Annotated in this window: 23 protein-coding genes; all 23 read right to left on the reverse strand. The window is 40.3% G+C overall.

The annotated features are described in order from the left end of the window. Positions 1-172: 172 nt before the first annotated feature. Positions 173-574: a F0F1 ATP synthase subunit epsilon gene (locus tag KHA97_RS12315; RefSeq protein ID WP_213125030.1), complete on the reverse strand. Its 402-nt coding sequence runs from the start codon at positions 572-574 to the stop codon at positions 173-175. A 22-nt stretch (positions 575-596) separates the two neighbouring features. After that, complete coding sequence (gene atpD / locus KHA97_RS12320; RefSeq protein ID WP_213125031.1) at positions 597-2,018, reverse strand: F0F1 ATP synthase subunit beta; 1,422 nt, start codon at positions 2,016-2,018, stop codon at positions 597-599. Between the two features lie 144 nt (positions 2,019-2,162). Next, positions 2,163-3,020, reverse strand: a complete 858-nt coding sequence (locus tag KHA97_RS12325) for a F0F1 ATP synthase subunit gamma (RefSeq protein WP_213125032.1) — start codon at positions 3,018-3,020, stop codon at positions 2,163-2,165. A gap of 225 nt (positions 3,021-3,245) precedes the next feature. After that, complete coding sequence (gene atpA / locus KHA97_RS12330) at positions 3,246-4,754, reverse strand: F0F1 ATP synthase subunit alpha (protein WP_213125033.1); 1,509 nt, start codon at positions 4,752-4,754, stop codon at positions 3,246-3,248. A gap of 69 nt (positions 4,755-4,823) precedes the next feature. Continuing rightward, a complete protein-coding gene (locus tag KHA97_RS12335; RefSeq protein ID WP_213125034.1) occupies positions 4,824-5,360 on the reverse strand; it encodes a F0F1 ATP synthase subunit delta in 537 nt (178 codons plus the stop codon). 2 nt (positions 5,361-5,362) lie between these two features. Further along, on the reverse strand, positions 5,363-5,866 hold the full coding sequence (gene atpF / locus KHA97_RS12340; RefSeq protein WP_213125035.1) for a F0F1 ATP synthase subunit B: 504 nt from the start codon (positions 5,864-5,866) through the stop codon (positions 5,363-5,365). Positions 5,867-5,979: 113 nt separating this feature from the next. Beyond that, positions 5,980-6,195 (reverse strand): F0F1 ATP synthase subunit C, encoded by a 216-nt coding sequence (atpE, locus tag KHA97_RS12345; protein WP_213111247.1) that lies wholly within the window; start codon positions 6,193-6,195, stop codon positions 5,980-5,982. Between the two features lie 74 nt (positions 6,196-6,269). After that, the gene (gene atpB / locus KHA97_RS12350; protein ID WP_213125036.1) at positions 6,270-6,986 is read right to left on the reverse strand and encodes a F0F1 ATP synthase subunit A; all 717 of its coding nucleotides are present in this window, start codon (positions 6,984-6,986) and stop codon (positions 6,270-6,272) included. Positions 6,987-6,992: 6 nt separating this feature from the next. Then, on the reverse strand, positions 6,993-7,385 hold the full coding sequence (locus KHA97_RS12355; RefSeq protein ID WP_213125037.1) for an ATP synthase subunit I: 393 nt from the start codon (positions 7,383-7,385) through the stop codon (positions 6,993-6,995). Between the two features lie 402 nt (positions 7,386-7,787). Continuing rightward, on the reverse strand, positions 7,788-8,912 hold the full coding sequence (gene wecB, locus KHA97_RS12360; protein ID WP_213125758.1) for a non-hydrolyzing UDP-N-acetylglucosamine 2-epimerase: 1,125 nt from the start codon (positions 8,910-8,912) through the stop codon (positions 7,788-7,790). Between the two features lie 48 nt (positions 8,913-8,960). Next, complete coding sequence (gene upp, locus KHA97_RS12365) at positions 8,961-9,590, reverse strand: uracil phosphoribosyltransferase (RefSeq protein ID WP_213125038.1); 630 nt, start codon at positions 9,588-9,590, stop codon at positions 8,961-8,963. 150 nt (positions 9,591-9,740) lie between these two features. After that, a complete protein-coding gene (locus KHA97_RS12370; protein ID WP_213125039.1) occupies positions 9,741-10,976 on the reverse strand; it encodes a serine hydroxymethyltransferase in 1,236 nt (411 codons plus the stop codon). Between the two features lie 128 nt (positions 10,977-11,104). After that, positions 11,105-11,677, reverse strand: coding sequence for a TIGR01440 family protein (locus KHA97_RS12375; protein WP_233713461.1), 573 nt, complete (start codon positions 11,675-11,677; stop codon positions 11,105-11,107). 82 nt (positions 11,678-11,759) lie between these two features. Continuing rightward, positions 11,760-12,200, reverse strand: a complete 441-nt coding sequence (gene rpiB / locus KHA97_RS12380; protein ID WP_213125040.1) for a ribose 5-phosphate isomerase B — start codon at positions 12,198-12,200, stop codon at positions 11,760-11,762. A gap of 73 nt (positions 12,201-12,273) precedes the next feature. Further along, on the reverse strand, positions 12,274-13,563 hold the full coding sequence (locus KHA97_RS12385) for a methyl-accepting chemotaxis protein (RefSeq protein WP_213125041.1): 1,290 nt from the start codon (positions 13,561-13,563) through the stop codon (positions 12,274-12,276). A gap of 47 nt (positions 13,564-13,610) precedes the next feature. Next, on the reverse strand, positions 13,611-14,045 hold the full coding sequence (locus KHA97_RS12390; protein ID WP_213125042.1) for a low molecular weight protein arginine phosphatase: 435 nt from the start codon (positions 14,043-14,045) through the stop codon (positions 13,611-13,613). A gap of 141 nt (positions 14,046-14,186) precedes the next feature. Further along, positions 14,187-14,705 (reverse strand): manganese efflux pump MntP, encoded by a 519-nt coding sequence (locus KHA97_RS12395; RefSeq protein WP_213125760.1) that lies wholly within the window; start codon positions 14,703-14,705, stop codon positions 14,187-14,189. A gap of 99 nt (positions 14,706-14,804) precedes the next feature. Beyond that, positions 14,805-15,854 (reverse strand): L-threonylcarbamoyladenylate synthase, encoded by a 1,050-nt coding sequence (locus KHA97_RS12400; RefSeq protein ID WP_213125043.1) that lies wholly within the window; start codon positions 15,852-15,854, stop codon positions 14,805-14,807. A gap of 154 nt (positions 15,855-16,008) precedes the next feature. Beyond that, on the reverse strand, positions 16,009-16,761 hold the full coding sequence (gene spoIIR, locus KHA97_RS12405; protein ID WP_325167448.1) for a stage II sporulation protein R: 753 nt from the start codon (positions 16,759-16,761) through the stop codon (positions 16,009-16,011). A 47-nt stretch (positions 16,762-16,808) separates the two neighbouring features. Then, positions 16,809-17,696, reverse strand: coding sequence for a peptide chain release factor N(5)-glutamine methyltransferase (gene prmC, locus KHA97_RS12410; protein ID WP_213125044.1), 888 nt, complete (start codon positions 17,694-17,696; stop codon positions 16,809-16,811). A 2-nt stretch (positions 17,697-17,698) separates the two neighbouring features. Continuing rightward, on the reverse strand, positions 17,699-18,769 hold the full coding sequence (gene prfA / locus KHA97_RS12415) for a peptide chain release factor 1 (protein ID WP_213125045.1): 1,071 nt from the start codon (positions 18,767-18,769) through the stop codon (positions 17,699-17,701). 90 nt (positions 18,770-18,859) lie between these two features. After that, positions 18,860-20,176 carry a DUF4179 domain-containing protein gene (locus tag KHA97_RS12420; RefSeq protein ID WP_213125046.1) on the reverse strand — a complete coding sequence of 439 codons (1,317 nt, stop codon included), beginning with the start codon at positions 20,174-20,176 and terminating at the stop codon, positions 18,860-18,862. Further along, entirely contained in the window at positions 20,169-20,690 is a 522-nt protein-coding gene (locus KHA97_RS12425; protein ID WP_213125047.1) for a sigma-70 family RNA polymerase sigma factor, read from the reverse strand. The genes KHA97_RS12420 and KHA97_RS12425 overlap by 8 nt, the downstream gene beginning before the upstream one ends. Positions 20,691-20,768 lie beyond the last annotated feature (78 nt).

Genomic DNA, 20,768 nt, shown 5'->3' on the forward strand with positions numbered 1-20,768 from the left:
TCTGCCCCATGTCTAAATGATACATATGAACACCTTCTGATTTTTCAACATATCAGAAGGTGTTCAATTTTTTTGTTAAGCTGCAGCACCTATCAACTGGAAAACTTCTCTGTCCTTAAGTCAATGGCCATTATGTTTTTACGTCGATGAGTAAGGCGCTTTCGCTTTTCTATTAATGATGTTTGTATACGTCTATCCGATTCATGGCCCTTTTTAGTGCCAGTTCGGCGCGTCTAAAATCGATGTCATCTTGACTTCCTTGAAGGCGGCTTTCGGCACGTCTCTTCGCCTCTTCTGCACGAGCAATGTCGATGCTTTCTGATCTTTCAGCCGTTTGGGCAAGAATGGTTACTTTGTCAGGGCGAACTTCTAAAAATCCTCCACTGACTGCAACATATTCTGTTTCTGTTCCGTTATTTAGACGGACAGCCCCAATTTGAAGTGGTGCCACTAATGGGATATGTCCTGGTAAAATACCAAGTTCTCCCGATTCTGCTTTCGTGCTTACCATTTCAACTTCGGAGTCATAGACGGGACCGTCGGGAGTGACAATACTTACTTGCAATGTCTTCATTTCATACCCTCCTGGTCTCTGATTATGCTTCTACGCCCATGTCTTGAGCTTTTTTAACTACATCTTCAATCGGCCCTACAAGACGGAAAGCGTCCTCTGGAAGATGGTCATATTTACCTTCAAGAATTTCTTTAAATCCTTTTACTGTGTCAGCTACCGGTACATAAGAACCAGGTTGGCCAGTAAATTGTTCCGCAACGTGGAAGTTTTGCGATAGGAAGAATTGGATACGGCGAGCACGAGCTACAACCAGTTTATCTTCATCGCCAAGCTCATCCATACCAAGGATTGCAATAATATCTTGCAATTCACGGTAGCGTTGCAATGTTTGCTGTACAGAACGTGCAACTTCATAATGCTCTTCTCCTACGATTTCTGGAGAAAGGGCTCTTGATGTAGAAGCTAGTGGATCCACCGCAGGGTAAATACCCATTTCTGAAAGCTTACGCTCAAGGTTTGTCGTTGCATCAAGGTGAGCGAACGTAGTTGCTGGAGCAGGGTCTGTATAGTCATCCGCAGGAACGTAAATCGCTTGGATTGATGTTACAGATCCAACGTTTGTTGATGTAATACGTTCTTGAAGCTGACCCATTTCCGTTGCAAGTGTAGGCTGGTAACCGACCGCTGAAGGCATACGTCCAAGAAGGGCGGATACTTCAGAACCTGCTTGAGTAAAACGGAAAATGTTGTCGATGAAGAAAAGAACGTCCTGTCCTTGTTCATCACGGAAGTATTCAGCCATTGTAAGACCAGTCAAAGCAACACGCATACGTGCACCTGGTGGCTCGTTCATTTGTCCGAATACCATCGCTGTTTTATTAATAACACCAGAGTCTTTCATTTCATAGTAAAGGTCGTTACCTTCACGTGTACGCTCTCCAACACCAGCGAATACGGAAATACCGCCGTGTTCTTGAGCAATGTTGTTGATCAATTCTTGGATTAGAACGGTTTTACCTACACCCGCTCCACCGAAGAGACCGATCTTACCACCTTTGATGTAAGGAGCTAGTAAGTCAACAACTTTAATACCTGTTTCTAAAATCTCAACCTCTGTGGATAGCTGTTCAAATTTAGGTGCTTCACGGTGAATAGAATCACGACGCACATCATCTGCCAATTTTTCATCGAGGTCAATATTTTCACCTAATACGTTAAATACACGACCAAGTGTAACATCTCCAACAGGAACGGAAATTGGTGCTGCTGTGTCAAGTACTTCCATTCCACGTTGAACTCCATCTGTAGAAGCCATTGCGATAGTACGGACAGTATCATCACCAAGGTGAAGAGCAACTTCCAATGTCAAGTCGATGTTAACTTCTGATTCGTTTTGCGCTGCATACGTAACTTTAAGGGCATTATAAATTTCAGGGAGTTGGCCATTGGCGAATTTTACGTCAACAACTGGTCCCATTACTTGTAGAACCTGTCCTTTGTTCATCATTTCCCCTCCTACCTGGGTTTAATAAGATGTTCAAAAAGTCCGGTAATAATGACACATCGAATTTCCGCTGTTCAAAACTGCTCAGTCTTGAAATCCTCGATCCTTTTATCCTCTTTTTTGAACATACACTTATATGAAATATTATTCTAGAGCTGCTACTCCACCGACAATTTCGGTAATTTCTTGAGTGATGCTTGCCTGACGTGCACGGTTAAATTGTAGTGTCAAGCTATCAATAAGCTCACCTGCGTTATCAGTCGCACTCTTCATAGCAGTCATACCTGCAGCGTGCTCAGCTGCTTTTGCATCTAGAAGTGCGCCATAAATCAAACTTTCCGCATATTGCGGCAGTAAAACTTCAAGAACTGATTCTGCAGATGGCTCATACTCGTAAGACATAAGCTTTGTTGTTGGTGCGATATCAGTAAGTGGCAATACTTTCTTCACTGTCACTTCTTGACTGATGGCACTAACATAGTGGTTGTAGTACATATATAGTTCGTCATACGTTTCGTCTGAGAACATTCCAACCGCTTTGCTCGTGATTTCCATAATATCCACGAAAGATGGCTGATCTGGAAGTCCGTTGATTTCCAGTACGACATTCATATTTCTTTTTAGGAAAAAGTCGCGTCCCATGCGTCCAATTGCAATAATGGCATATTCATCATCAGATTTATGACGTTCCTGAATTGTGTTATGGACTGCACGTAATACGTTAGTATTGTATGCACCTTTTAATCCACGGTCCGCTGTAATGACAATATATCCAGTACGTTTAACAGGACGAGTATCAAGCATTGGATGAGTCGCATCCCTGCTTCCCATTGCAATACTTGCTGCAACTTCCTGAATCTTTTCCATATAAGGAACGAATGCTCTAGCATTCATTTCTGCACGACTTAGTTTTGCTGCAGAAACCATTTGCATGGCTTTCGTTATTTGTCTAGTTTTCTTCGTCGAGTTGATGCGAGATTGGATTTCCCTTAAGGATGCCACTGATTCTCACCACCCTTTTTTCAAAGTAGAGCAGAAACGGTTTGCACCGCTCTGCTTTTTAAAGTGTATTTTCGAGTCTAGCTCCAGCGCCTATCGACTAGCAAACTTCTTGCCCCTGTCCCTATGATAAGTCAACAACGACTCGTTCCTCATCGTGTTTCCTTTATCTCAGTCGATGGTCCTGAAGTTTGTACGTCGATGAGCAAGGCGCTTACGCTTTTCATATTATTCGCTTTTAGCGAAAGTTCTTTTAAACGTATTGATTGCATCTACCATTTCTTCGTCTGCTGGTAGAGCACCTGTTGTGCGGATTTTTTCAAGTAGTTCTGCGCGATTATGATCAAGCCAAGAATAGAACTCTTCTTCAAAACGCAGAATATCATGAACTTCAATGTCATCAAGGTAGCCTTGTGTCAATGAATATAAAATCATAACTTGCTTTTCTACTTTAATCGGCTTGTTCAAGTCTTGTTTTAGTACTTCAACTGTACGTGCACCACGAGCAAGTTTCGCTTGTGTTGCTTTATCAAGATCTGAACCGAACTGAGCAAATGATTCAAGTTCACGGAATGATGCAAGGTCAAGACGCAATGTACCCGCAACTTTTCTCATTGCTTTAATTTGTGCGGATCCACCGACACGGGATACAGATAATCCTGCGTTAATCGCTGGACGTACACCTGAGAAGAACAAATCAGATTGTAAGAAGATTTGTCCGTCTGTGATTGAAATTACGTTCGTTGGAATATATGCGGAGATGTCCCCAGCTTGAGTTTCAACGAATGGAAGTGCTGTTAGGGAACCTCCACCTTTAGCGTCACTAAGTTTTGCAGCACGCTCTAAAAGGCGGGAGTGCAAGTAGAATACGTCCCCCGGATATGCTTCACGGCCTGGAGGGCGGCGAAGTAGCAAGGAAAGCTCACGGTATGCCGAAGCTTGTTTTGTTAAGTCATCATATACAACGAGTACGTGTTTACCGTTGTACATAAATTCTTCACCCATCGTTACTCCCGCATATGCTGCAAGGAATAATAATGGTGCAGGTTGTGATGCAGATGCACTTACAACGATTGTGTAGTCAAGAGCACCGTGTCTGCGAAGCGTTTCAACTGCTCCACGTACAGTCGATTCTTTTTGACCAATTGCCACGTATACACAGATCATGTTTTGGTCGGCTTGGTTCAAAATTGTATCGATTGCAACTGTTGTTTTACCAGTTTGACGGTCACCGATGATTAATTCACGTTGACCACGTCCGATTGGAACAAGAGCGTCAATCGCTTTAATCCCTGTTTGCAAAGGTTCATGAACAGATTTACGATCCATAACACCTGGTGCAGGGCTTTCGATTGGACGAGTTTTCGTTGTATTGATTGGACCTAAACCATCGATTGGTTGTCCTAGTGGATTTACTACACGACCAATTAGTTCTTCACCTACAGGAACTTCCATAATACGTCCTGTACGACGAACTTGGTCTCCTTCACGAATTTCTGTATATGGACCAAGGATGATGATACCAACGTTGCTTTCTTCAAGGTTTTGAGCCATACCCATAACACCGTTGGAGAATTCAACAAGTTCTCCTGACATGACATTGTCCAGTCCGTAAGCGCGGGCGATTCCGTCCCCAACTTGGATAACTGTACCAACATCATTTACTTCCATATCAGACTGATAGTTTTCAATTTGCTGTTTTATCAGCGCACTGATTTCTTCAGCTTTGATGCTCATGAAATTCACCCCTCATTTTTCAGCAGAATATAAAATCTGATGGGTTAACTTTTTCACATTCCCAAAAAGTTAACTGATTAATGTACGCTCAAGACGGTCAAGTTTCCCACGAAGACTTCCGTCGTAAATGCGATTTTCAATACGGATTTTTAAACCACCGAGAAGATTTGTATCCACGATATTCTCGATGTTCAGTGAACGTCTACCAACTTTTGGAGCAAAGGAAGCCGAAATGCTTTCAACTTCAACTGCAGTCAGTGGTCGTGTTGAGTATACAGTCGCTTCTGCTACTCCATTTTCTTCATTGGCTAAATCGATAAAAGCCTCAGCTACATCCAAGATGTCACTTTGACGGTGACGGTCAATCAGCAGCTGCAACGTATGTGAAACGAATGGAGAAACATTCGAAAAAACATTTTGCAATACATTTTTTTTCTCATGAAGAGATAAATTCGGAGAAGTGAGCAATGTGATAAAGCTAGAGTTTTCACTGACAGACTTTTTCACAACACGCAGTTCCTCTTCTATTTGTTGAACAAGATTATGTTCTTTGGCCAATTGGAAAAGAGCTAAAGCATAGCGTTCTGCGACAACATTTTGACTCATCGCTATTCTCCTGCCCTCTGAATATAATCGTTGATCAATTTTTGTTGATCTTCTTCGTTAAGTTCCTTCTCAATAACTTTAGACGCAATTAAAACAGATAAAGTTGCAACTTGTTCACGCAAAGCTGTAACTGCTTGTTCTTTTTGATGTTCAATTTCAATGCGAGCCAATTCTTTAAGGCGTTCTGCTTCTTCACGAGCAGTAGCAATAATTTCTTGACGCTGATTTTCGCCATGCTTTTTGGAATTCTCAATCATGTTTTGAGCATCCAAGCGGGCTTCTTTCAATAATTCTTTTTGTTCTTCAAGCAACTTGCTTGCTTCAGTACGACTTTTTTCAGCCGCTTCAATTTCATTCGTAATATAATCTTCACGCTGCTTCATGATGCCCATTAACGGACCCCAAGCAAACTTTTTCAGCAATGCAATAAGAATAATCATAATGACTAGCTGAAATAGAATGTCACCGCCGTTAAAATGTACAGCACCTAGTACAAATGTAGACACGCTCGCTCCACTCCTTTCAAAAAACACTCGAGATAGTACCGCTTATCCTAAATAAAAGGCGAAGGTTCTTGATCGTAATCTTCGCCATTTTATCCGTATTTTTACTTAGATAATTACATTCTTCCTTGAACCATAAACGCGATAACAACTGCGATAATAGGAATCGCCTCAACTAATGCAACCCCGATGAACATTGTAGTTTGAAGCATACCTCTTGCTTCTGGTTGACGAGCCATTCCTTCAACTGTACGAGAAACGATCAAACCGTTACCGATACCTGCTCCAAGAGCTGCCAAACCAATTGCGATTGCTGCTGCTAACATACCCATTATAAAATTCCTCCTTAATTGTATGAAAAGTATTTTTACTAAAATGGTTTGTCCATAGAATGAACATTTTTATATTAATGATCAGTGCTGACTTTATGTGCCAGATAGACCATCGTTAACATAGTGAAAATAAATGCCTGTATCGCCCCAATAAAGACTGAGAATCCCATCCAGGCAAGGGTTGGTAATGCCGCTGATATCCAGCCGATAACTCCATTCGGAGCTGCCAAGCTTCCAGCAAGTAATCCCAGTAGGATTTCACCAGCATAAATATTTCCGAAAAGACGAAGACCCAATGTTAATGTATTGGCAAATTCTTCGATGATTTTAAGCGGAAGTAAAAACCACATCGGTTTTACATACCCTCGGAGATATCCGCCAATGCCAGTTTGTTTAATTCCATAATAATGGGATAATCCCACTACCATCGTCGCTAAAGTCAGCGTGATGACTGGATCGGCTGTTGGTGATTTCCACCATAGTTGATCATTAATTTGGATGGAAAAAGGTAAACCTAACATATTGGAAACAAAAATATACATGATTAGCGTGACACCTAATATATGAAAATGGCCACCGGATTTCCAATCCATATTACTTTTAATGATACCTTTGACAAAATCGAAGACCCATTCCATGACATTTTGCATTCCAGTAGGCTTTAATGCCAATTTCCTTGTACTTACAAATGCGATAAGAAATACTATCGTTGATGCGACGGTAATCATTAAAACGTTGGCGAGGTTAAACCATAGACCAAATATCTGTATTTCTGGTGCTTCATGACCCAATTAAACTCACCTCTCTTCTCGCTTCTTGTGGGATTTAAAAATCTGATTTAAAACGAAGTCTATCATAATGACTGCGTGCGCTGTCATTATCCCTATGATGACACTTATTAGATTAAAGACATTAGGATAAGTCCCTGCAATCATCACCGCTAATATGGCACTGCACATTCTGACCAGCGTGCCAAATGAACGAAATTTCTTGCCCGATGAGGCAGCTTCACCAAACGCAGTAGTTTTCCTCACTAAGTTCCAATGATTAAAAAGACTTACTACTGTGCCTAGTATCAACCCGAGAAAGATTGATTTATAGCTTGTAAAACCCCATCCCAGTACATAGATTGCAATTATGTAAATTATGTACTTGCAGTGTCTACTGAATAATTGTTGGAGTTCCGGCATATCTTTTTAATCTCCTCAAAAGAAATGTCGAACTTTGAGGATCCGCCAAATTTCGAGGTTTGGCATCGTGGAAGTTCGATGTTAAAACTAATGCTAACTTTGTCCATAAACATGTGCGCACTCATGCTTGGAATCGTTATATAATGAGGGAAAACCGTTTTAGTCATACCCTTTGTAGCATACAATAGCACAAATCATTAGTCAACGAGTTTTCAATTTATTTCGCATAAAGATTGTCAAGATTGTTCACAAAATAATCACTTTAAAAATTTCTTCCAATTGCGACTTGTTTTGACATTTTTATGAGAATTGTTATTAAGTTATTTGCGTTTTAATCGACATAGCATTAATTATGTAAAAATGTAAAAAGACGGAAAGTTAAATTTCCCGTCTTTTTCACATTCATCCCTGAAAAGGCTCGGGTTTTTGCTTTCTATTTCCAAAATGGTAGAGGATGGCATCACAAATTCTTGTGGATGCTTTACCATCTCCGTAAGGATTAGAGGCTTGTGCCATTTTTTCATATTCGTTTGTATTCGTAAGTAATTCTGTCGCCAATTTGTAAATGGTTTCCTCATCCGTCCCAGCCAATTTTAGAGTACCAGCTTCTATCCCTTCAGGGCGCTCCGTCGTATCTCGTACAACAAGGACCGGTACGCCTAATGAAGGAGCTTCTTCTTGTACACCACCTGAATCGGACAAGATGATATGAGCATGTTTCGCAAAGTTATGAAAATCAATAACGTCGAGTGGTTCAATTAAATGAATTCGGTCGTCATTCCCGAGGATTTCCTCTGCCGTTTCTCTTACAACTGGATTCAAATGAACGGGATAAACAACTTGAACATCTGGTTGTTCATCAACAATCCGCTTGATCGCCCGAAACATATTTCGCATCGGTTCTCCTAGGTTTTCTCTGCGATGAGCTGTAATTAATATGAGTCTGTCATTTCCGAGCTTTTCTAGCACTTCATGGTGATAATCTTCTTTTACCGTCGTTTTCAAAGCATCAATTGCCGTATTGCCGGTAATAAAAATAGCTTCCTCTTTTTTGTTTTCAATTAAAAGGTTTTGAGCGGACTTTTCTGTTGGCGAAAAGTGCAGATCAGCAATGACACCTGTTAACTGACGGTTCATTTCTTCAGGAAATGGCGAGTATTTATTCCATGTGCGCAAACCCGCTTCGACATGACCAACTTCAATTTGATTGTAAAAGGCGGCAAGACTGGCAATAAAAGTTGTAGACGTGTCGCCGTGGACGAGAACAATATCCGGCTTAGCTTCCTTCATCACTCTGTCGAGACCTTCCAACCCCCGTGTCGTTACATCCATGAGAGTTTGGCGGTCTTTCATAATATTTAAATCATAGTCTGGTTTTATGTTAAAAATATCGAGGACTTGATCAAGCATTTGCCTATGTTGAGCTGTCACTGTTACAATCGCTGCAAATTCTTCGGAACGTTTTTGTAATTCTAAAACAAGCGGAGCCATTTTAATCGCTTCAGGTCTAGTCCCAAAGATGGCCATTACTTTTACACGTTTCTCCAAATCTGCACCCCATTTTCCGTTACGATATTATTTTGTCCCAAACAAGCGGTCTCCTGCATCTCCAAGACCTGGAACGATATAGCCTTTTTCATTAAGTTTTTCATCCAAGCCTGCGATGTAAATATCTACATCTGGATGAGCCATTTGCATAGCTTCTACTCCTTCTGGAGCTGCAATCAGACACATGAATTTAATGTTTTTCGCACCGCGTTTTTTTAAAGAGTCAATGGCTGCTACTGCAGAACCACCTGTCGCAAGCATTGGGTCAACGAGGATAAAATCACGTTCTTCTACATCGCTTGGAAGCTTAACGTAATATTCAACTGGCATTAATGTTGCAGGATCTCGGTATAATCCGATATGTCCTACCTTTGCGGCGGGAAGTAAATTTAAGATTCCATCTACCATTCCAATTCCAGCACGTAGGATAGGGACAATCCCTAGTTTTTTCCCTGATAAAATTTTTGATTTAGCTTTTGCAACTGGTGTTTCAACTTCAACTTCCTCAAGTGCCATATCCCTAGTAATCTCAAACATCATCAATGTCGCAACTTCGTCAACGAGTTCGCGAAATTCCTTTGTACCAGTGTTTTTGTCACGGATATATGTAATTTTGTGTTGAATAAGAGGATGATCGAATACATATACTTTTGCCATGGTTGCTCTCCTTTTTTAATAGACTCCATGTCTGAAATCATCGGATTTTGTATTATAACCTTTCATTATTTTACAGAATTGAAGTGGCTTGGGCAAGGGAAATGCGAGTACAAAAAAGACCGCCTCATAATGAAAGCGGTCAATTTAATATTATTCATATAATGGGAATTTCGCAGTCAATGCCTCTACTCGATTGCGTGCCTCATCAAGTTTTGTTTCGTCTTCATGATTTTTCAATACGAATCCGATAAGGGATGCGATCTCATCCATTTCTTCATGGCCAAATCCTCTTGAAGTTACAGCAGGTGTACCGATACGGATTCCACTCGTTGTAAACGGACCTTCTGGATCGTAAGGAATTGTATTTTTATTGACAGTAATCCCAACATCATCCAATACTTTTTCAGCTACTTTTCCTGTTAGACCTATAGAGCGAAGGTCGAGCAGCAATAAATGATTGTCGGTTCCATCTGAAACAAGGTCGAATCCTTCTTTCTTCAATGACTCGCCAAGGCGTTTCGCATTATCAATGACATTTTGAATATATGTTTTAAATTCATCGCTTTGAGCTTCCCCGAATGCTACGGCTTTCGCAGCGATGACATGCATTAATGGTCCACCTTGAAGACCTGGGAAAACGGCTTTGTCGATCTTCTTTGCAAATTCTTCTTTACAAAGCACCATTCCTCCACGAGGTCCGCGCAATGTTTTATGTGTAGTTGTAGTTACGAAATCAGCATAAGGAACTGGATTTGGATGTAGACCTACAGCTACAAGACCTGCGATGTGAGCCATATCAACCATTAAATAGGCTCCGACTTCATCGGCGATTTCACGGAATTTTTTAAAGTCAATAACTCGAGGATAAGCACTCGCGCCAGCTACGATGAGCTTCGGCTTGTGTTCAAGCGCTTTTTGGCGGACATCCTCATAATTAATGCGATGATCCTTTTCATCAACGCCATATTCTACGAAATTGTATTGGATACCACTAAAGTTAACTGGACTTCCGTGTGTCAAGTGTCCACCGTGGGATAAATTCATTCCTAGAACAGTGTCACCATGCTCGAGAATGGTGAAATAAACGGCCATATTTGCTTGGGCTCCGGAATGAGGCTGCACGTTCACATGCTCTGCTCCAAATATTTCTTTCGCACGGTCGCGGGCAATGTCTTCGGCGACATCTACATATTCACAGCCCCCGTAGTAGCGACGTCCTGGATAACCTTCCGCATATTTATTCGTTAATACTGATCCCTGGGCTTCCATTACTGCAGAGCTCACAAAGTTTTCAGATGCAATCAACTCAATTTTTGTCCGCTGGCGTTTTAATTCATTTTGAATCGCTTTATACACTTGCGGATCTTGTTGTGCAATTGTGCTCATTTCGTTCCCCCTTGTCTTATTAAAAAAGTTAATCGTTTTTAGATTCTGTTCCATTTTACCATGTAAAAGTGATCGTGCCAAACGAATTTTCTATTTTTATGGGCATTTCCTGAACGTTTTTCATAAAATCAGCATTGAATGTTCAGCTTTTGCGGTTCGTAAATCGCTCTCGCTCCTCCGATTAATTTTGGACGGGTAGTCGCGATTGTTACGTGTGCATTTCCTAATTGTTTTTGATTTATGCGAATTGGAACCGCGACATGTTTTAAATGCATGCCAATAAAAGTATCGCCAATGTCTATTCCCGCGTCCGCTTTAATGAATTCCACCACTACCGGATCCTTAAACTGACTAAAGGCATATGTAGCCATCGAGCCTCCTGCATGTGGGGCTGGAATGACTGATACTTGCTCGAGACCCTTTTCAATTGCTGTTCGCTTCTCGACGACTAGTGCTCGATTTAAATGTTCGCAGCATTGGAAGGCCAAATGGAACCCTTGGTCGTCAGCATATTTTTTCAGTTCCCTAAATATCACTTCAGCTGCTTCCATCGTTCCGGATGTGCCGATGTTTTTTCCTGCAACTTCTGATGTGGAACAGCCGATAACTAAAATTTTTTCAGAATTAAGCTGAAGCGTGTCGCGGCTTTCCTGAATGATTGACCTCATCTCTTTTTTCCATTGTTCTAGAGGCAACGTCAAATCTCTCACCCTCCTCGATTATCGTTATTTGAGAAAATCCGGAGCGTGAAAGACACGGTCCGGATTTTATGCTAGATTGTATTTATTTTCCCTCATACTTTGCAATTTTACCAATACGAGTTTGATGACGTCCACCTTCAAACTCTGTTTGCAGCCAAGTTTGAGCAATTTCTCGTGCTAATCCAGCACCGATGACACGCTCTCCCATTGCCAAAATATTACTGTCATTATGAAGGCGAGTCATTCTCGCACTAAAAACATCATGAGCAAGTGCACAGCGGATTCCTTTTACCTTATTTGCGGAAATACTCATACCGATCCCAGTGCCGCAAATTAATATCCCGCGATCAAATTCACCTTTCGCCACCTTCTCCGCGACAGGCACAGCATAATCCGGATAATCCACCGAATCCGCGCACTCACAACCAAAATCCTCATACTCTATCTTCAACTCTTCAAGCAACTTCTTAATCTCTTCCCGAATCTGCATGCCTCCATGATCAGAAGCCAACGCCACCTTCATATATTCGAACCTCCTATTAATAATGGGGACAGTCCCCATTGGACCTGTCCCCTTTGAACCTGTCCCCCACTAATTATAATGTAAAACGGGAGATGGTGTCTTTCAATTTGCCGGCTTGGGCGCGTAGTTGTTCAGCGAGTTGGTCGATTTCTTCCATGTCTTCTGCTTGTTTTTGTGATTGTTTTGCAACTTCTTCTGCGCCTGCCGATGTTTCTTCCGCGATTGCGGCTACTTCTTGAGCTTGCAAAGAGGTTACTCGTACACTTTCCATTTGATTGTCAACCAATAAGGAAATATTTTTAACCGCTGCCGCTGATTCATGGATTGTTTCAGTCATTTCGGCAATAGCAGTATTTGTAGTCGTACCTTTCTTTACTTCCTCGTTTGCAGAGCCAACTTGAGCTGATATTTGTTTTACTACATTTTCTACTTCTGATTGAATGTTTTGAATGAGGTCGGAAATTCCTTGTACAGCTTTCGCACTTTCATCTGCCAGCTTTCTAACTTCGTCTGCTACAACTGCAAAACCTTTTCCGTGTTCCCCAGCTCTTGCTGCCTCGATCGAAGCATTCAACGCCAGCAAGTTAGTCTGATTGGCAATATCCCCAACGAGTTGGATGATATTCCCTACCTCTGTCGCATTTTGTTCAAGTCTTCGTACAGCTTTTAAAGATTCATTATTTCCTTCAGCAAGCATTTCAATTCCGCTTACAAGTGATTGAACGACTTGTTGGCTTTCTTTCAATTCTTCAATCATTGTTTCTGAGATTTTTTCTGATTCTCTCGCTTTTAACTGAACTTCATTTGCAATTCGTGTAATATCTTCTACTGATTCAGCAGTCCCTTGAATCGCAGCAGCAGAGTTTTCTGCTCCAGCAGATATTTCAGATATTGTATGAGCTACACTTTCCGCTTCTTCGCTAGCTCTTACTGATTTTTGTGAAATGGCTACCACATTCGCATTTGTTTGGCTAAAATTTTCCTCAATTTGAAAAACCATTTCTCTAAAGTTATGTAGCATTTGGTTAAATGCTTGACCAAGCGAACTTATTTCATCATTTTTACTATATATCTTAACGTCGGTACTAATATCCCCTTCTCCAACTTTAACAGCGGCTTGTTCCAATCTTTGCAATGGTCGCGTAATAAAAAACGCAGCGAAATAAGCTAAAATCCCCGACCAAATAATACCTAATGATAAGGTAACAATTGTAAATAATTCCTCACTCAAGTACTGATCAACAAAAGGATAAACGAAATAAAGAAAAACAGCACTTGTTGTAAAAGTAATAACAGCAAGCAACGTAGTTAAAATAACAAACTTTCTTTGCAAACCAAATTTATGCTTTCGTTTCTTTGCCATGTCCATTCTCCTGTCCAATTCTCTTTATGCGCTTAGATTTTTAGGGCTTATTCATTTTCAAAAATACGATTAATTAATTCTTTTAATTCCATAAAAGTTGAGCGATAGATATTTATATCCCCTCCGTACGGATCGAGTACATCAGAATCATACCCAGGACCATTTACGTATTCTTTCAATGTATATATTTTATCGGCAGCTTCGGGATAAATGTTAAGCAGCATATTTTTATGCGATGCAGTCATTGTGAGTATAAGATACGCCCATTTTACATTTTCTTTCGTAAGCTGCTTTGACTGATGGTTAATATCTATTCCATTTTCTTTTAATACTTGAATCGCATTATGTGCGGCATTATCTCCTGCGGAAGCAAACATGCCGACGGACTTAGCTTCACCTTTTCCAGACCATATGTTATTAAAAATTGCTTCTGCCATTGGGCTTCTGCACGTATTTCCTGTACATACAAAAAGAACGTTCACGTTACGACCACCCTTACATAATTATTTCATTTCAACAGGTCTAAAGGACGACCGGAATATTCAGAGAAAATTATGGCATAGTTCAATAAAAAAAGACAGCCCTCTAAATAGAAAAGCCGCCTTTCTTGCCTTAATCCTTAATTAATTAAATTGTAAAAGAAGTTTTAAACCAAATGCGATTAAAATAATCCCACCAAGTATTTCGCCATACACTCCGAGCAGATTTTGTACCTTCCGCCCGATTAGCAGCCCGCTCCATGTTAGGAAAACAGCGACTACTCCAAAGCAGAAAGCGGCAATTGCTGCCCTAACACCAAACATCCCTAAGCTAAGTCCTGCTGAAAAACTATCGACACTTAAAAGAAGCGAGAAGAGAACAATTCCCCAGCCAACCGGCAATATAAAGGATTGGCGATTGCTTCGGAAACAAAATATAATCATTTGCAGTCCAAGGATAATGAGCAGAATTCCTCCGACATATCCTGTTATTTTTCCGAACGTCTCAGATAATAAATGACCGGCTAAAATCCCAAACAATGGCATTACTACATGAAAAATACCGACTGTAATCCCGATAATAAAAATATGTTTCAATCTTAGCTTATATATTCCCATGCCTAGGGAGACAGAAAATGCGTCCATCCCAACTGCAAATGCCATGATTAAAAGTGTGATTATTTCCGGAAGCAATGTCTATCTTCCCCTTTCCCCATTGGACGTGCCTATAGGGAACATATGCCAATATAAAAGGGAATAGACTTATTTTTTTTGTTGTATCCAATTATGGCCTGCTGCTTTGTCTAGGCGATTCATAATAGCTGCACCCACACCGGTTTCTGGAAAAACTTCTGAAAAAATGATATCCAGCTCGGCTTCGTCGAGAGCACGCAGTGAATCATATAGTGAATGTGCCACTTCACTTAAGTTGCTTCTGCTCCCCAAATCAAGAACTTTGTCCGCATCATAATAAGAAGCTGTTTCTGAAGAAGACATTACTCCCACTTTTAAACCCTGATTTCTTTTTTCGTTGATCAAGGACTGGACCCAATTCGGTTCACCTTCTGCTAAAAATAAAGGTACTGCTGGTGCATAATGCTTATATTTCATTCCGGGTGATTTCGGCTTTTCTTCCTTATCTTTTAAACTCGCGTCCATTTCTACATGATCAATAATAGACTCAATTTCTTCCTTGGAAACACCGCCCGGTCTTAAAATGATCGGCGTCGTTCCTGTGCAATCAATCACAGTTGACTCAACACCAACACCTGTAGGGCCTCCATCAACGATGCCCGCAATTTTCCCATCCAAATCTTTCGCTACATGATCAGCGGTTGTTGGACTTGGTTTTCCAGATTGATTGGCGCTCGGAGCGGCTATAGGCAAACTTGATGCTGAAATAAGCGCAAGCGCAACTGGATGATCTGGCATACGAACTGCAATCGTATCAAGTCCCGCCGTCACGATTTCCGAAACAGCCCCTTGCTTTTTTTGAAAAATAAGCGTCAAAGGCCCTGGCCAAAACGCATTCATCAGTTTCATAGATTTTTCCGGAATAGCGGCAACAAGGTCTTGAAGCTGTCTTGTGGAAGAAATGTGCACAATTAATGGGTTATCTGCAGGTCTTCCCTTGGCAGTGTAAATTTTAGCTACCGCTTCATCCGATTTGGCGTTTGCCCCAAGTCCATATACGGTTTCCGTCGGGAATGCCACTACTTCATTGTTGAGTAAATAAGCAGCCGCTTCATCAATCTGTGGATAACCTGTCATATTATCGATCTTTTTATCCACAGACCATCTAACTGTTTTCATGTATATTGCCTCATTCCTATTTCAAGTACTTTACGAGATTTTCAGTAAAATAAGGAACAAGTTATACACATATTGTGGATAAACAATATTTTCCAGTGGATAACTACTGTGAGTTATGTGTATAACTTGCATTTATAGAAACTCTTGAAAGAGATTAGAATAATTTATTAAATAATTCAACTACGAAAAATTTTACTTCTACTTTATTTTCTTCCTCTTTTATAAAAGTTGGTGCTTGTTCATCCGATTTTTGAAGCTCTTTATCCACAGACTTATCCCCAACCTCTTTAGTTGTTGCTTCTGGAATTTTCTCTTCACTTGTAACAGTTCCTTCCTCAAGTGAAGCTTCTTCTTCTTCAAAGCCTGGGCTTACAGCTAGGCTATTTGAAAAATCTAAGAAGCAAAGCGGTGGAAAAAGAACACACCACCAATTGGCTCCTTTTCCTTCACCTAGTGTAATTAAGATCGCTTCGTATGTGCCTGCTGGATAAAGATATTGACCATATAATTTTGTAGGAAATTGTACATTGCCGAATTCTACTTTTACGGAATAATTAAGATTTCGCGCAGCCAATTCTTGTTTTGCGATTTCTTCAACATGATCAAGACGTGACGTAATAGTCGTTCTTGCTGCATCAATCGATGTTAAATCTTGCACCCAATTTGTAATTTCCGCATTTACTGCATCACGGATAGCGCGCTTCACTTCTTGATCTTTTTCTCCATCACTATTAGCCAATATTCGAAGACGAATCGCTTCACCCGGAATGACAAGAGGATCTGAAGCCTTTGCCATTTCCTGTTTAGGAATAATTAAACTTGCTACAGTAGCGAAAACAAGAATAATCAAATACATCCAAGCTATATTTTTTTGATAGAATTTATGTTTCATATAATCATGCATCATATCCATCTGCCCCCTCTAGCAGGCATTATGGACAAGATAATAGAATCCTATACATTGAACCCGTCCCTTTGGGGACAGTCCCCAAAGGGACAGGTTTGAGTTAGTACAATTCGGTCCTTTCCATTTATGTCGAGGATGATATCTGTTTTACTGTCTGGAAAAGCTTTTTTCATCATGGCTGCGACTATCTCTCCTTGTCCAGCACCAATTTCAAAAGCGATGAGTGCTTTTTTATTAGTGAGTTTCGGCAAGTCGTTGGCGAATCTGCGGTAAAAATCAAGACCATCGACGCCACCGAATAAGGCGTTGTGCGGCTCGTGTTCACTTACGACCTCGGATAACTTTTCTTCATTTGGAATATACGGTGGATTGGAGAGAATGATATCCCATTTTTCGTTTAAAAATGGTTCTAGTAAATCCCCGTGTCGAAAATCTATTTCTGCTCCGAGTGCTTCCGCATTTTTCTGAGCGATTTTTAATGCCGCTTCAGAAATATCCGATGCGGAAACCACGAGCTCCGGCCTTTCCAGTTTCATCGTAACCGCAATCGCTCCACTGCCTGTCCCAATGTCAGCGCACTTTAGCTTTGAGGATGGACCAAAATATGTACCCAACCTCTCAAGTACAGCGACAATTAATTCTTCGGTTTCAGGCCTTGGAATGAGCACATTCTCATTTACGATAAATCTTCTTCCGTAAAATTCCTCATACCCGATGATGTGCTGAATAGGACGTCCTGTGACATGCTCCTTAACAACTTCTATGAAACCATCGTATTCACGATCAGGCAATTCCATTCGTAATTCAGATAAAAGCCGAGCTCTGCTCCAGCCTAAAATCCACATTAATAGAAGCTCGCCTGCATTTTCATCTCGGTCATGTTCTTTTAAAAAAGAAGAAGCCCAATTGAGGGCTTCGTACACTTTTTTGTGCATCATTATTCTTCCACGCTCTCAAGTTTTTTAGATTGATCTTCGATGACTAAAGTATCAATCACTTCGTCGAGCTTACCTTCTAAAATTTGATCAAGCTTTTGAATCGTTAACCCAATTCGATGATCAGTTACACGGTTTTGCGGAAAATTGTACGTGCGAATTCGTTCAGAACGATCTCCCGTTCCAACAGCGGACTTACGGTTTGCATCATATTCCGCCTGTGCTTCCTGTTGAAACATATCGTATACACGTGCACGCAATACTTTCATCGCTTTCTCTTTATTTTTAATCTGGGATTTTTCATCCTGACAAGATACGACAACACCCGTCGGGATATGTGTTAAACGAACAGCCGACATCGTTGTGTTAACGCTTTGTCCACCAGGTCCGCTTGAAGCAAATGTATCAACACGGATATCTTTTTCATGAATATCGACTTCGACTTCTTCTGCTTCCGGAAGAACAGCAACAGTCGCGGTCGATGTATGAATCCTTCCGCCTGATTCTGTCTCAGGAACACGTTGGACGCGATGGGCTCCATTTTCATATTTCAGCTTGGAATAGGCGCCATTTCCATTAATCATGAAAATGATTTCCTTGTAGCCGCCAAGGCCAGTTGAATGGGCTTCGATTATATCTGTCTTCCAGTTATGCGCTTCAGCAAAACGGCTGTACATTCGGTATAAATCACCAGCAAATAAAGCTGCTTCATCGCCGCCCGCCGCACCGCGAATTTCCATAATAACGTTTTTGTCATCATTCGGGTCTTTAGGAACAAGTAGAATTTTCAAACGAGCCTCTAAATTCTCTAGCTGATCTTCAAGCTCACTGACCTCTTCTTTAACCATTTCACGCATGTCAGCATCAAGCTTATCTTCCAACATTTCTTTTGCTTCTTTATATTGGGTTTGAGCATTTTTATATTCACGATACACTTCAACGGTTTCCGCAATCGCCGATTGTTCTTTTGAATAATCCCTTAACTTTGTAGAATCGCTAACAACAGCCGGGTCGCTTAAAAGCTCATTCAACCTTTCGTAGCGCTCCTCTACAGCTTGTAATTTATCAAACATCTTTTTCACCTCATACTGTTTGCATAAGTGCACTATTATAGTATAACGTTCACTTTATGCAAAGCAAATATTTTTGTGAAAATTACGTTCTCATTTAATTTTTATTTTTTCAGAACCTACGATCCAGGTTGGATAATAGGATATCCCAAGCGAGATTGGACCTTTGACGGAATGTAAATCTGTTATATTGATACCATGTTCATATACTTGATCATCACCATCGCTATATCTCGAAAAAGAAGAACCTGATTCTAATTCTTTGCCATCACGATCCTTAGGTGTACTAAACATAAAATACGAAAACTCTTCTTTTGTTCTCATCGTAAAAATCAAGTCATTTCCTGAAACATTTACTTTAGAAACAATTTGGTTTCCTTTTGGCTGTTTGATGATTTCTTCCTTTTCAATATCCACCACTAATTCAGCCTCATCCTTATCTATTGCTTGAATTTTATTAAGTGCTATATAAAGTTCCATAGGTTCGTTGAAATAGTTGCTTTGCAGATAGACAATTTCTTCATCATCAGAAATTCGGGTACCAGTAATTCCATTTGTAATTTTACTCCATACATCTCCATGTTCATCAACAAGGCGTAAATCATCAAAATTTAAGAGCTTCTTCGTATTATTAGGATCCATTTTTACATGGATGCCCACCCTTAAAGGATAGATATCGGCTTTTACAAAGGTTACTTTCTGGTCCTGGATTGTCACATCTTTGTTGATTGTCAGATTTTTTACCGACTTAATTTCTTTTATCGTAAAAGGCATTGTAAAATCTTCCGTATAGCCGCTCGCTTTTACTGTTACACTAACTTGAAAGTTCCCAGCTTCTAACGGTTCAGAAAAGTAATATTCAATCATTCCTTGAAAGGAAGAACTTTTTTCCGGAGTATGAGGAGCCCCATGTGATGTGGAAGGTTCTTTTATTTCTTTTCCATCTAAACTTTTTAAATCTACAAGATCAATCCACATGGATTCGTATTTTTTTTCTGGTTTCAACGTATAAAACAAAACCATTCCATTTTCATCCGCAATTGCCCCATCAATTGTCAGCTTTACTCCATTTTTTTCTTCCGAAACTCCTATTTCCTGATAATATTCATTTGAAATTGCTGCAAGCATTCCTTTGTCATGAACAATCATTTCAACGATTCTGTCCATACCAGGAATAGCGGCGATATAAGAAGCAAATGCAGGTGATATCCGAATGGTTGTAAAAAATCCGCTTAGAAAAATGATAGCTGCTGTACTGGCAAACATCCATTTTTTAATAGGTGTGTTCCTCTTTTGCTTTGCTTTTTGGAAGCCTGCCATAATGGCGGTGTTCAATGCTTCCACTGGAATAGACGCATCTTCATATTTATTTTTTAATTCAGCCAATTTCTTCTCTTCTTTCTCAAACACTCGAACCCGCTCCTTTCTCTTCCAATATGTCTCGCAGCTGTTTCAAGGCCTTATGCAGCCATGTTTTGATCGTGCCTTCTGGACATTGCATCGCATCGGCAATTTCTTTTATTTTCATATCGTTGAAGTATTTTAGCGTTAATAATTCACGAGACCGATCATCAAGTTTTAACATCGCATCTTTCAATTCAAGTTCATTGAATGTTTCAGACACTGCTAATGTTTGGATGACTCCATCATCAACAATGTGCCGCTTTTTATTTTTTAGTTGGTCATTGCAATAATTGATCATAATTCGAAACAGCCATGTTTTAATAAAATTGGAGTTCCGTAATGTGCGGATATTTTTATAAGCTCGGAAGGTAACTTCCTGAATGGCCTCTAATGCCTCGCCTTCGTTTTTCAAAAAAGCGAGAGCCGTTCTATATAAATCTACTTTATATTCATTCATGATTTCTAAAAAGGCATCGTCATTTCCTCTGATTGCCTTTTTAACTAGTTTCTCATCGATCACCGAAATCCCCCTTTCCATATATTAGACACTGTTATGCAGAAAAAGTTTTACAAAAATAAAAAAAGTCCTTGAGGAATT

It is taken from the genome of Lederbergia citri (assembly GCF_018343625.1).
Classification (GTDB): domain Bacteria; phylum Bacillota; class Bacilli; order Bacillales; family Bacillaceae_C; genus Lederbergia; species Lederbergia citri.